The 13,053-nt window shown below is 66.4% G+C and carries 10 protein-coding genes and 3 pseudogenes; 3 read left to right on the plus strand and 10 right to left on the minus strand.

Features of this window, described 5'->3' with window-relative positions:
- The first annotated feature begins 74 nt into the window (after positions 1–74).
- Positions 75–2,035 (plus strand): annotated as a pseudogene (locus IT882_RS08990) (maltotransferase domain-containing protein).
- Positions 2,032–4,199 (plus strand): annotated as a pseudogene (gene glgB / locus IT882_RS08995) (1,4-alpha-glucan branching protein GlgB). The pseudogenes IT882_RS08990 and glgB overlap by 4 nt, the downstream one beginning before the upstream one ends.
- Before the next feature lie 27 nt (positions 4,200–4,226).
- Here the strand turns inward: glgB and IT882_RS09000 are convergent.
- From IT882_RS09000 to IT882_RS16450, 3 genes and pseudogenes are all read right to left on the minus strand, one after another.
- Positions 4,227–5,176, minus strand: a pseudogene (locus IT882_RS09000) (tetratricopeptide repeat protein).
- Positions 5,173–6,393, minus strand: coding sequence for a hypothetical protein (locus tag IT882_RS09005; protein ID WP_229382019.1), 1,221 nt, complete (start codon positions 6,391–6,393; stop codon positions 5,173–5,175). The pseudogene IT882_RS09000 and the gene IT882_RS09005 overlap by 4 nt, the downstream one beginning before the upstream one ends.
- On the minus strand, positions 6,393–7,031 hold the full coding sequence (locus tag IT882_RS16450; protein WP_229382020.1) for a hypothetical protein: 639 nt from the start codon (positions 7,029–7,031) through the stop codon (positions 6,393–6,395). The genes IT882_RS09005 and IT882_RS16450 overlap by 1 nt, the downstream gene beginning before the upstream one ends.
- A gap of 166 nt (positions 7,032–7,197) precedes the next feature.
- Here IT882_RS16450 and IT882_RS09010 point away from each other — a divergent pair, with 166 nt between their 5' ends.
- A complete protein-coding gene (locus IT882_RS09010; protein ID WP_195691604.1) occupies positions 7,198–8,262 on the plus strand; it encodes an AI-2E family transporter in 1,065 nt (354 codons plus the stop codon).
- A gap of 2 nt (positions 8,263–8,264) precedes the next feature.
- On the opposite strand, the gene IT882_RS09015 is transcribed toward IT882_RS09010, so the two are convergent.
- From IT882_RS09015 to pyrH, 7 genes are read right to left on the minus strand one after another with little or no spacing between them, the layout of a single operon-like run.
- Entirely contained in the window at positions 8,265–8,993 is a 729-nt protein-coding gene (locus IT882_RS09015) for an alpha/beta hydrolase (RefSeq protein WP_195691605.1), read from the minus strand.
- A gap of 1 nt (position 8,994) precedes the next feature.
- Positions 8,995–9,279, minus strand: a complete 285-nt coding sequence (locus IT882_RS16455; RefSeq protein WP_229382021.1) for a hypothetical protein — start codon at positions 9,277–9,279, stop codon at positions 8,995–8,997.
- Positions 9,280–9,288: 9 nt separating this feature from the next.
- The gene (locus IT882_RS09020; protein WP_229382022.1) at positions 9,289–9,987 is read right to left on the minus strand and encodes a transglycosylase SLT domain-containing protein; all 699 of its coding nucleotides are present in this window, start codon (positions 9,985–9,987) and stop codon (positions 9,289–9,291) included.
- 55 nt (positions 9,988–10,042) lie between these two features.
- Entirely contained in the window at positions 10,043–10,639 is a 597-nt protein-coding gene (locus tag IT882_RS09025; protein WP_418887743.1) for a DivIVA domain-containing protein, read from the minus strand.
- A 31-nt stretch (positions 10,640–10,670) separates the two neighbouring features.
- Entirely contained in the window at positions 10,671–11,678 is a 1,008-nt protein-coding gene (locus tag IT882_RS09030; RefSeq protein WP_229382023.1) for a phosphatidate cytidylyltransferase, read from the minus strand.
- An 8-nt stretch (positions 11,679–11,686) separates the two neighbouring features.
- Entirely contained in the window at positions 11,687–12,241 is a 555-nt protein-coding gene (gene frr / locus IT882_RS09035; RefSeq protein ID WP_195691606.1) for a ribosome recycling factor, read from the minus strand.
- A gap of 47 nt (positions 12,242–12,288) precedes the next feature.
- Positions 12,289–13,011: a UMP kinase gene (gene pyrH / locus IT882_RS09040; protein ID WP_195691607.1), complete on the minus strand. Its 723-nt coding sequence runs from the start codon at positions 13,009–13,011 to the stop codon at positions 12,289–12,291.
- Positions 13,012–13,053: the final 42 nt, after the last annotated feature.

The following is a 13,053-nucleotide window of genomic DNA, read 5'->3' on the forward strand; positions in this document are numbered from 1 at the left end:
GCGCCACCGACATCCCGGTGCGTGACGTCTCGTCCCTCGCGCCAGCCGCGGACGCCGCGATGGGACGCATTCCAATGGTGCGACCGCGCCCCGACACCCCTGACAAGCGTTACAGGCCGAGCGCCTTCCACGGCGAGGTCGTCGCGTTCGGCGTGACCGCATTCCGGGAGGGGCATGACCGCATCGGTGTTCACGTTCGCCTGACCTCGCCGTCCGGCGACGAGTCGCTGCACCGCCTGGAACCCGCCGGCGACGGGTTCGATCGCTGGTGGACGAACGTTGCTCTCCTTGAGGAGGGCACCTGGACGTTCCGTTTCGAAGCCTTCGCCGACGACTTCGCAACGTGGCATCACGCCGCTCACGTCAAGGTGCTCGCCGGCGTTGATGTGCCGCTCATGCTCGAGATGGGGGCGCTCCTGTGCGAGCGCGGCGCAGCAGAACGCAATCGGCCTGCCGCCGAGCGCCGGATGCTCGCCGACATGGCCGAACAGTTCCGGTCGGATGCCGTCAGCGACCCCATCGCCCTCATCGACGACCCCGGCCTGGAAGCCGCCTTCACCACGCGCCCGCTGCAGTCACTGGTGACCGTCGGCGGCGACCGTGAGCTGCTCGTCGAGCGCGAGCGCGCGGGGGTCGGCGCGTGGTACGAATTCTTCCCGCGGTCCGAGGGGGCCAAGCTCCGCAAGGATGGCACCGTCAAGAGCGGCACTTTCCGAACGGCGAGCAAGCGTCTTCCCGCCGTCGCGCGAATGGGCTTCGACGTTGTGTACCTCCCCCCATTCATCCCATCGGGCACACCAATCGCAAGGGCCCCAACAACTCGCTCACCCCAGGCCCGGGTGACCCCGGCTCGCCGTGGGCGATCGGCGCCGCCGAGGGCGGGCATGACGCCGTCCACCCTGACCTGGGCACTCTCGCCGACTTCCGGGCGTTCGTGCGGGCAGCCTCCGCAGAAGGTCTCGAGGTCGCGCTCGACCTCGCGCTGCAGGCATCCCCCGATCATCCCTGGGTGACGGCCCACCCGGAGTGGTTCACGACGCTCCCCGACGGGTCGATCGCCTACGCCGAGAACCCGCCCAAGAAGTATCAGGACATCTATCCGATCAACTTCGACAACGACCCCGACGGCATCCGCGCAGAGGTCCTGCGGATCGTCCGCCACTGGATCGCCCAGGGCATCCGTATCTTCCGCGTGGACAACCCGCACACCAAGCCGCTGCAGTTCTGGGAGTGGCTGATCCGCGAGGTGAACGCGGAGCATCCCGATGTCGTCTTCTTGGCCGAGGCCTTCACCCGCCCCGCTCCGCTCCAGGGCCTCGCGATGGCGGGGTTCCAGCAGAGCTACACCTACTTCACGTGGCGCAACACGAAGGAGGAGCTCGAAGAGTTCCTCTCGTCGTTGGCCCACGAGACGGCCGACTTCCTGCGGCCGAACCTGTTCGTCAACACCCCCGACATCCTCACCGAGTACCTCCAGTACGGCGGCCACGCTGCCTACGTCATCCGGGCCGTGATCGCTGCCACCGCCGCACCCGTCTATGGCGTGTACGCCGGCTTCGAGCTGTTCGAGAACGTCGCGCGGCCCGGATCCGAAGAGAACATCGACAACGAGAAGTACGAGTACAAGTTCCGGGATTGGGAAGCGATCGACGCGGCAGGCTCGTCACTCGCACCGTTGCTGACGCGGCTCAACGAGATCCGGAGCGAGCATCCGGCTCTCGGCCAACTGCGAAACCTGACGATCCACTGGAGCGATGACGACGCGATCCTCGTCTATTCGAAGCACCTGGATGCCTCACTCTCGCCGACCGGACAAGCCGACACCATCCTCGTCGTGGTGAACGTCGATCCCCACTCGGTGCGGGAGACGACCGTCCACCTCGACACGCGCGTCTGGGGTGTCGAACCCGGTGAACCGTTCGGCGTCACCGACCTCATCACGGGCGCGCAATGGACCTGGACCGACCACAACTACGTGCGGCTCGACGCATTCCGCGAGCCCATGCACATTCTGCGGATTGAGGGACAGCGATGACCACGATCGACTCCACGACACTCGACGCCGTCGCGCACGGCAGCTATCACGACCCGCACAGCGTTCTCGGCATCCATCCCACGGGGAAGAACACCTGGGTGGTTCGCACCCGCCGACCGCTCGCGGCAACGGTGACTGCCGTCTTCGACGGGGAAAGCGCGCGCGACTCGAACACGTCGCCGCCGGGATCTGGGAAGGCGCCGTCACGGGACCGATCGGTCCGTACCGGATCGACACGTCCTACGACGACGGACCCGACTACCGCGCCGATGACCCGTACCGACACTCCCCGACGATCGGCGAGCTCGATCTGCACCTGATTCGGGAGGGACGCCACGAACGACTGTGGGACGTCCTGGGCTCTCACGTCCGTACGCACGAAGAAAGCCACGGGACCTCGTTCGCGGTGTGGGCCCCCAACGCCCGTGCCGTGCGGGTCGTCGGCGAGTTCAACGGCTGGGACGGCGCTGCCCACGCGATGAGGTCGATGGGCGGCTCGGGCGTCTGGGAGCTGTTCATCCCCGCCGTGGGCGAAGGAGCCGTCTACAAGTACGAGATCCAGGGTCCGGACGGACAGTGGCGGCTGAAGGCCGACCCCCTTGCCCGCCTGGCCGAGGTTCCTCCCGCCACCGGATCGGTGGTCACGGCATCCTCGTACCGCTGGGACGATTCGGCCTGGATCGCGCGGCGGTCGAAGAGCCGCCCGGTTACCGAACCCATGTCGATCTACGAGGTACATCTCGGTTCGTGGCGGCCCGGCCTGTCGTACCGGGATGCGGCCGATCCCCTCATCGAGCACGTCACAGCGCTCGGCTTCACCCATGTCGAGTTCCTGCCTCTCTCCGAGCACCCGTTCGGCGGTTCTTGGGGCTACCAGGTGACGGGGTACTTCGCTCCCACAAGCAGGTTCGGAAGTCCCGACGACCTCAAGTACCTCATCGACCGCCTGCACCAGGCCGGCATCGGCGTCATCATGGACTGGGTACCGGGGCACTTCCCCAAAGACGAGTTCGCGCTTGCGAAGTTCGATGGCCGAGCCCTCTATGAGCATCCTGATCCGCGTCGCGGTGAGCACAAGGACTGGGGAACGCTCATCTTCGACTACGGGCGCAACGAGGTCCGCAACTTCCTGGTCGCCAACGCGCTGTACTGGTACGACGAGTTCCACGTCGACGGGCTGCGGGTGGATGCCGTCGCGTCGATGCTCTACCTCGACTACTCCCGCAACGCGGGTGAGTGGGAGCCGAACATCCACGGCGGACGCGAGAATCTGGAGGCCATCCGCTTCCTCCAGGAGGTCAACGCCACCTGCTACAAGACCTTTCCGGGCATCAGCATGATGGCCGAGGAGTCAACGAGCTTCCCCGGCGTGACAGCCCCCACCGACCACGCCGGACTCGGGTTCGGCTTCAAGTGGAACATGGGGTGGATGAACGACAGCCTCGAGTACATCAAGCGAGACCCGCTCTACCGCTCCTACCACCAGGGTGAGCTGAGCTTCTCGTTCGTGTATGCGTTCAGCGAGAACTACGTGCTCCCGATCAGCCACGACGAGGTCGTCCACGGCAAGGGGAGCCTGTTCTCCCGCATGCCCGGCGATCACGCCGGCAAGCTCGCGAACATGCGCGCCTACCTCGCCTACATGTGGTCCCATCCCGGCAAGCAGCTGCTGTTCATGGGGCAGGAGTTCGGACAGATGGCGGAGTGGTCGGAGTCGCGCGGACTGGACTGGTGGACCCTCGACCAGCCGACCCATCGCCAGCTGCAGGACTTCGTCGGCGCCGTCAACGGGGTCTACCGCGCGAATCCGGCCCTGTGGAGCCGCGACAACGACGGGTCGGCCTTCTCGCGCATCGGTGCTCCGTCCTGGAACCCGAGTGTGCTCGCCTTCACGCGCCGCGATTGGGATGGCAACATCGTCGCTGCGGTGTGCAACTTCTCGGGGTCAACGCTCTCGAGCTACGCGCTCGATCTGCCCCACAGCGGCGTTTGGCGTGAGATCCTCAACACCGATGCCCACGAGTATGGCGGTGCCGGCGCCGGCAACCTCGGGATGGTCGTCGCCGGTGAGGGCGGCCGAGCATCGATGGTGCTGCCCGCGACCAGCGTCATCTGGCTGCGCTACGACCCGCAGGCACGGGTCCCGTCCACGATTCGCGACTGACCCGGCGCCCGCCGCCGCGGTCCGAGACTAGAAGAGCAGCGACGCCAGTCGGCTGCGGGAACGGATGACGCGCGCATCCTCGTCGCCGACGATGCCGAACAGCTCAAGCAGGCGCTCCCGCACCGGCATCCGCTCGTCGGCCGGAAGCGCAGCGAAGAGCTCCAGGAGCCGATCGAAGGCATCCTCGACGTGCCCCCCGGCCACATCGAGGTCGGCAACCAGCAGTTGGGCGTCGACGTCGGTGGGCGCTGCTGCCGCAGCCGCGCGTGCTGCCTGGAGGTCGGCATCCTGGATGCGCGAGAGCAGGCGCACCTGAGCGAGACCTGCGCGAGCATCGGCATCCCGCGGGTTCTCGGCAAGCGCACGCTCGTACGCCGAAATGGCCGCGACGTAGTCGCCGGATTCGATTGCGGCGAACGCCTCGGCGTGAAGCGGCGGCAGCGCCGGTTCGGCTGCTGCCTCCTCACCGTCTGCGTCGTCTGGCTCGCCCGCACCGACGGATCCGGTGACACCGTTTTGAGCCGCGAGCTGAAGCAGCTGAGCGAAGACCTCACGCACCTGCTGCTCGGGACAGCCCCGGTGAACAGCGGCACCGCCTGGCCACCCACGAGAGCCACAACCATCGGAATCGACTGCGCGCGGAAAGCCTGAGCCAACTGCGGGTTCGCGTCGACATCGACCTTCGCGAGCACGAGGCGTCCCGCGTGCTCCGTGACGACGCGCTCGAGGACCGGGCTCAGCTGCTTGCACGGCCCGCACCACTCTGCCCACAGGTCCACCACGACCGGAACCGTCTTCGACAGCTCGAGAACCTCGGGGAACATCGCGTCGGTGACATCGATCACCAGCCGTGCAGCGCCCGCTCCCTCGGGGGCACCCGAAGTCGGCTCGCCGGGGGCCGGCGCCGCGGGACGGTTACGGAGGGCGGACAGGTCGACGGCGCCCCGAAGAGGAACGTTGGAGCCGGGAAGTGTCACAGCACAGAGCCTTTCAGAATCGAACTCGAGTACCCCAGAAGACGGATCGGTTCGCTCGATCCCTTTTCTGGAACGTAGAAGAACAGCTGGTCGCTGAAGGTCGTCGAGAAACCGGATGCCGACTGGTCGGCACCCGCGAGCGTCTTCACCGTCTGGTTGTCGCCCACCTTGATGACGGCATCCTCGTTCGTGGGCTTGACGGTGTCGGTCTCGGCGATGCTGACAGCGACGATCGCTCCGCTTTCGAGGGTGGCGATGGCAAACGGCGCGAACTCACCAGCGGCCGCGCTGAACGTCAGGCTGCCGGTCTCCTTGGCCGTCTGGTTGAACTCGTCGAGGCGCTCTTGCCGATCGGCGACGACTCCCGCCCGGAACAGGTCGCTCTCTTCGTCGAACATGCCCGCGAACTCGGACTCGTCGCCCTTGTCGAGCACGTCAGCGTAGGCGGAGGCAAGCTCGTCAGGAGGCAGAAGCAGGAACGGGGAGTCGGGAGCCAGCTGGCTGGCACCGATGTAGGAGGGAGCAAGCTCGGGCATCAGCGTGTTGCCCCCGAGATTGCCGAGATAGCTCAGCTTGTAGGGCGTCCACGGGTCTGCCTGCGTCAGCACCATGATGCTCGAGGTGTTGGCCTCATCATCCGTGACGACCGCCAGGAACGAACGCGGCCAATCGTCGTAGGCCTGCGGCAGCACGACCTCGACAGGCTTGCCGGGCACGGCTGTCGGCATGGTGTAATCGGCGATCGCCTCGCGCAGCGTGTAGTTCGTCTTGCGTTCGGCAAGGAGTGCACCATCGAGCCGGGTAGCTGCGAGATCGGCGTCCTTGGCCTCATCTGCCTGAGCGACGGTCTCGGCTACCTCTCCGACGATCCGTTCTGCCTGCTGCTTGGTCACGGCGGGAGCCTGCTGGCCCTCGGGGACGATGACCGATGCGGTCGGGCTCGGCGTCTCGGTCGGCGCCAGCTGCGGCCACGCGTCAGAGGTGCAGCCGGAGAGCAGCCCGGCCGTCAGGGCGACGACGGGGACAGCGATGAACGACGTGCGTCCGCGGCCCAGCGATCGGCGCGGCTTTCCCGCGCTGATGACGCCCTTGTCGGATTCGGCCACGGACAGATCGATCGGCTCGGTCACCGGAACCGGTAGTCCCTTGCGTCGCGGCCCCCGCGAGCGGCGTACGTGACGGATGCCGAGGACGTACAGCACAACACCGACGGCCATCAGAATGCCGCCACCGACGATGAGGGGTCCGGCCCAGGGGTGGAGTTCGCGATGGGCCAGGTGACACTCACCGTCGTCGGAGCAGGTTCTGTCCCATCGGAGGCGATGATGACGCTCATGTCAGCGGGAAGTTGCAGGGGGGCGATCACAAGATCCTCCTGCTGGTACTCGTCAAGCCAGAGATCGGACCCGACCGGGTTGCGTCCCGGGATCGCCTCTTCTTCGGCTCCCTGATCGGTCGCAGTGTCCTCGGTCGTGGCCCCGTCGTCGGCCGGCGCATCCGTTGCGGGAGCTGCCGAGGGGTCGACGGTGGGCTCGGGCTCAACGCCCTCGGTGACGAGCGCGCCATCTTCGGTGCGCACCACCTCGTTGTACGTCGCGTCGGCAAGCCAGGCCTGCACGTCCGCGGTGCGACCGTACGCAGCGAAAACAGGCCCGTCGCCCAGGACCCGCAGGGTCTGGGAGCCAGGATTCGCGGTGAGAACGGCGCCGTCGATGACCAGATAGGGCGCAGACTCGCTGATCGAGACTTCGGCTGTTGTCGACCGCGGGCCCTGGAAGATCGTCCGCTGGGCGATTCCTGCCCCGATCATCACGGTCGCCAGAACCAGCGCGACCACAGCCCATACGAAACGCACGTAAAACCTTCCTCGGCGCACGGACGTCCACGCGCGCCGGAAACTTGACATTTCAGACTAGCGAACATGTCCTGAAAGTCCCCAGAGAGGCGATGCGTCACCCTCTGAGGCCCGGCTATGCGTATTCTGATCGCCAGGCGGGTCGAGCCTGAGAGAACGAGGTGCCGTGAAGCTGCAGAACCCCTTCCGCGTCGCATTCGTCGCGACCCTCGGCGTGGGTCTGGGTCTCCTGCTCATCGCTAGCGTGCAGACTCTGTCGACGATCCTGCTCTACGTCGGTACGGCGCTCTTCCTCGCACTCGGCCTCGAGCCCATGGTGTCGTGGCTCATCCGCCGCCGCGTGCCGCGGTGGGCGGCCGTCCTCGTCACGATCGTCGTCGTCCTCGGAGTCTTCGCGGGCGTCATCCTCATGGTGCTGCCGATCATCGTCGAGCAGATCACACAGCTCGTTGTCGAGGTCACCCGCATCCTGCAGAACCCGTCGTGGCCAGATGAGTTGCAGACCTGGCTCGAGACGGTCTTCCCGATGCTGAGATGGGATGACATCTTCGCCTACATCCTGCAGTGGCTCCAGGGACTGGACTTCGCGTCGATCGGTGGATCGATCGGTGGCAACATCCTCGCCATCGGTGCCACGATCGCGAGCGGGCTTTTCGGCGCCTTCATCGTGCTGATCCTGACGATCTACTTCACGGCCTCGATCCCCTCGCTCAAGAAGGCCGTGTATCAACTCGTTGCGGCATCCAAGCGTCAGCGGTTCGTCGATCTCGCCGAACAGATCACCAACTCCGTGGGCTACTACGTCATCGGACAGGTCAGTCTCGGTGTCATCAACGGCATTCTGAGCTCGATCTTCCTCAGCATCATCGACGCGCCCTTCCCCGCCGTGCTCGCCGTTGTGGCGCTGTTGTTCTCGCTCATCCCCCTCGTCGGGACGCTCACGGGGTCGACGATCATCGTCCTGACGTGCCTCATCCCGGGCCTCGGATCACCGACGATCGCGCTGATCGCCGCGATCTACTACCTCATCTACATGCAGCTCGAGGCGTATGTCATCTCGCCCCGCATCATGAGTCGCGCCGTCGCCATCCCCGGGGCGGTCGTCGTGGTCGCCGCCCTCGCCGGTGGATCACTTCTCGGACTCCTCGGCGCCCTGATCGCGATCCCGGCGGCCGCGAGCGTGCTCATCATCTACCGGCAGGTCGTGATCCCGCGACAGAACGAGCGCTGACCTCAGGCAGGATTCCCGAGCTCACCGTCCCACTCGGTTGCCAGCGGCAGCGCGTCGGGATTGATCGCCGCGACGATCTCGGTCAGCACCGTGCGGGTCTGGTTCTCCCCCACCCACAGATGACGACCGCCCTCGACGGGAATGAGCGTCGCGTGCGGGATGACCGAGAACCGGTGCGACGCCTCATCCGGTCGCAAGAAGTCATCGAACTCGGGGACGAGCACAATGATCGGTCGGGGGTCCTCAGCCCAGCCTGCAAGCTCCTCCTCCGTCGTTCGGTGGAGAGGCGGAGAGAGCAACACGATCCCCTCGACGTCGTAGTCTGCCGCATACTTCAGCGCCAGCTCCGTCCCGAAAGACCAGCCGACGATCCACGGACGGGGCAGGCCCCGCTCGGCCACAAACGACATTGCCGCTGCGACATCCCAGCGCTCGGAATCGCCTCCGTCGAAGGACCCCTCACTGGTCCCCCGAGGCGACGTCGTCCCTCGGGTGTTGAAACGGAGCACAGCGAGATCGGCAAGCGCGGGAAGCCGCGCCGCCGCCTTGCGGAAGATGTGCGAGTCCATGAAGCCGCCCGCTGTCGGGAGCGGATGCAGGGTGACCAGCGTCGCCTGCGGCGCCCGCTCCTCGGGCAGCGCGAGCTCCCCGACCAGGCGCAGTCCGTCCTGCGTGTGAAGCTCGATCTCTTCCCGGCGCGCGGGAAGGAGCATCGGTCCGCGGATCTCCATGTCAGCTGATCCTCCAGCAGTGAGTGTGCCAATGTCGCCGAGCCGCGAGATCTGCCGCGTCACCAAGGACGCCGGCTGCCCGCCACGCGACGATGTGCGCAACGCCCGGCTCGATGGGACGAACACATCCGGGGCACGCGTATGACTTGGTGGCTTGTGCCGCCGAGACCGGCTGCACCGTCCATTCCACGCCGCGGCGCAGTTCGGTTCGCTTCCGCCCGGCGATCAGGCGATCGAGTCCGTCATCGCCGGCGGGCTCGGGTCGGCGACGATGAGATCGTGGCATCCTCGCCGATCACCACCAGTGGTTGTTGACCCAGAAGTTGTACGCGCCAGCCCAGCTGCCGTAGCGCCCCACGGCGTAACCATTGGCCCACCGCAGGTTGTCGACCGGGTTGTAGCCGCTACCGGGGACCTTGCTGCACGGCAACGCCTGAACCAGGCCGCAGGCTCCCGAGCGACGGTTTGTCGCGTTCGGGTTCCAGCCGCTCTCGCGCGAGACGACGTAGTCGACGTATCCCCAGTCGCTCTCGGCGATTCCCGCCGCCGACATCCACTCGGCAGGCGATCCGCCGCCCGAGTAGAACAACGGCGCCGGTGCTGCACCACCGCCGCCACCACTGGAGGCTACGACAGGGGGTGGAGGGGGCTTGGGCTTCACGTAGACCTCGTAGCCGCCGCGATCCGGGTCGAACGCCGCAGGCTCGGCATCCGTCTCGACAACGAGCGACTGCGCATCGACGATCGAACTCGCGTAGAGCGAGACCGGCTCGGGCGTGTCATCCTCGGCCGTTGCGAACGCCATGCCACTCGGGCCGGCGTTGGCGGCGACGAATCCCAGCGCTGCGAAGGCGGCGAACACGGCGAGCACACCGCGGCGCTTCGACCAGTGCCCGACCGGGGCAGCGGCAGCTCGTGGCGCACCAGCGCGCCGCGCGGCGAGCTCAGCGCTCGCGCGTGCGGTTACCTGGTCACCACGGCTCTCATCGGTCACAATGACCCGATTCTATCGAGGCCCGGCTGCGGATGCGCCCCGAGCGACGCGCGGTTCACTCCACAGCGAGCATGATCTCGACGACGGCGTCCAAGACGGCATCCACCTGGACTTCGCGATAGCCGCCGCGCTGCATCCGAAATGCGACGCCGCGAACCTGCTCGATGGTCGCCCCGGTGCCGGTTTCGAGATAGCGAGCAAGCTTGTTCATGACGAAATCGACCTCGTCGATCCGGTACCCGTATCGCAACGGCCCCGTGCGCTGGAAGCGGCGGCGCGACGGTCGTTGTAGGCGGTCGAGAACCGTCTGGGCGTCGCGGCGCGTGCGAGCGATCCACACATCGGTCCCGACCCGGGCGATCGCCGCATCGCGTTCTCGCCGCGCAAAGGCGTCCTCGATGCGGGTGAGCGCGGCATCCACGCTCGTGATCTCGTACCCACGACGCGCCAGGGGGAAGGCAGCCGCACGAATCTGACTCGACGTCATCGAGGGATGGCCGGGAGATTCGAAAGCGTCTCGAGCGTGGGAGAGGAAACTATCGACAGCGGCACGCTCATAGCCCTTCACCCGACCGCGGGTGACAGGGAAGAGGGCCCGGGCGGGTTCGGGGACGGCGGGGGGCGCCGATTCGGGGGACGTCGTCATCGTCATACGGATACCAGCCTCGTGCTGTCACACCACATCATGCTGCTCCCATCGGCGCGAACAGGTAGTACAGCGCCAGAGCCGCCGTCGCCGACGGGAGGATTGAGTCGAGCCGGTCGAGCACGCCGCCGTGCCCGGGAAGCCATGAACTCATGTCTTTGATTCCGAGGTCCCGCTTGACCATCGACTCGCCGAGGTCGCCGGTGGTTGCTGTCCCCAGGATCACCGCACCGAGGATGGCGCCAGCCCACCACGGCACGCCGAGCAGGAAGATCCCGAGCAGCACCCCCGCCGCGATAGCCCCGACAACGGCACCTGCGAAGCCCTCCCAGGTCTTGTTCGGGCTGATTCGGGGTGCCATGGGGTGCTTCCCGAACGTGAGCCCCGCAGCGTAAGCCGCGGTGTCTGCGACGACGGCGACCGCGATGAAAGCGAGGATCCACCACTCGCCGCGATCCTGGCGCAGCAGCACCATCGCCATGCTCGCCAGGAAGGGGACGTAGAAGACCACGAACGTTCCGGCGAGCACATCACTGGTGACGGCGTTGTACCGGCGACCATCGGCAGCGGCCATTTGTGCGATCAGGCGCCACACAACCACGACGGCCAGCCCCGCGAACAGCGCTACCCAGTGCAGCCAGAGCTCGAGGAACGCTCCCGACAAGAGCACCACGACCGCGGCGATGATCTGGGGCACGAGATCGATGCGCCGATCAGAGCCACGGAGGGCGCGCGAGAACTCGACCACGCCGAGAACAACCACACCCAGCGCCAAGAGGATGAAGACCCACTTGATGAAGATCAGCGAGCCCAGCGCGACCGCACCGATACCCACGCCGATGAGGATCGCGAGAATCAGGTCGCGGCCGGTCCGCTTCTTGATGCGCTCATTGGCTTCTTCGAACTCAGCCCGCGCGTGCGCTACATGCTGTTCGAACTCGGTGCGGGCGGTACGCATCTGCGCGGGGAAGCCAGCATCGGCATCGTCCGTCGGATCCCCGGCGGGATCGCGAGGGACGCGCGCATCGGAACGATCATCGGTCATGGCGACCGCTACACCTCGAGAAGCTCGGCTTCTTTGCGCTTGAGCGCCTCGTCGATCTGGTCGACGTGGGCGCGCGTGAGCGCATCGAGCTCTTTCTCCGCGCGAGCCAGCTCGTCTTCGCCGGTGTCGCTCTTGAGCGCGTCGAGGTCGTCCTTCGCCTTACGACGGATGCCGCGCACGTGCACCTTCGCGTCCTCGCCCTTCGTGCGAACGAGCTTCACGAACTCCTTACGCCGTTCCTCGGTGAGCTCGGGCATCGTGACGCGCACGATCGTGCCGTCGTTGGTCGGGTTCGCACCGAGATTCGGGGCATCCCGAATAGCCTGCTCAATCGCCTTGAGCGCTGACTTGTCATAGGGATTGATCACCAGCGTGCGCGCCTCAGGATTGTTCAGCGAGGCAAGCTGAGCCAGTGGCGTCGGAGAGCCGTAGTAGTCGACCATGATCCGCTGGAACAGCTGCGGGTTGGCGCGTCCCGTGCGGACGGTCGCGAAATCATCCTTCGCGGCCTCCACAGCACGATCCATGCGGCTTCCGGCATCGGTCAAGACATCCGCGATCACGGCGACTCCTTACTGCGTGTGACCTGCACAGTCTAGTCGGCAGGTCGTCAGCCGACCGTGACGACCGTGCCGATCGACTCGCCGAGAAGCGCGCGGGTGACGTTCCCCTCGGGCTCCATCCCGAACACCCGCATGTCCATACCGTTGTCCATGCACAGGCTGAAGGCTGTCGAGTCGACTACCTTCAGACCCCGCTGCAAGGCATCCAGGTAGGTGATCCGGTCGATGCGGGTAGCGGTGGGATCCTTCCGCGGATCCGCCGTGTAGACACCGTCGACGCCGTTCTTCGCGACCAGCACTTCGGTGGCCCCGATCTCGAGCGCGCGCTGGGCGGCAACCGTATCGGTCGAGAAGTAGGGAAGACCGGCGCCGGCCCCGAAGATCACAACCCGACCCTTCTCCATGTGACGCTCGGCGCGCCGCGGGATGTAGGGCTCGGCGACCTGGGTCATCGAGATCGCCGATTGCACGCGGGTGGCCGCCCCCGCCTGCTCGAGAAAGTCTTGCAGCGCTAGAGCGTTCATGACGGTACCGAGCATGCCCATGTAGTCGGCACGGCCGCGATCCATCCCTCGCTGACTGAGTTCCGCGCCGCGGAAGAAGTTGCCGCCGCCGACCACGACGGCGATTTCGACCTGATCGACCGCTGCGGCGATCTCGCGCGCCATCTGGCTCACGACATCCGGGTTCACCCCGAGCTGACCTCCGCCGAACGCTTCCCCCGAGAGCTTAAGCAGGACGCGTCGGCGCCCCGTCGATTCATCCGCCACGTACGTCTCCTCTTGTCGCCTACAACCTACCGAAGCACATCA

The sequence above is a fragment of the Microbacterium schleiferi genome (genome assembly GCF_015565955.1).
Classification (GTDB): domain Bacteria; phylum Actinomycetota; class Actinomycetes; order Actinomycetales; family Microbacteriaceae; genus Microbacterium; species Microbacterium schleiferi_A.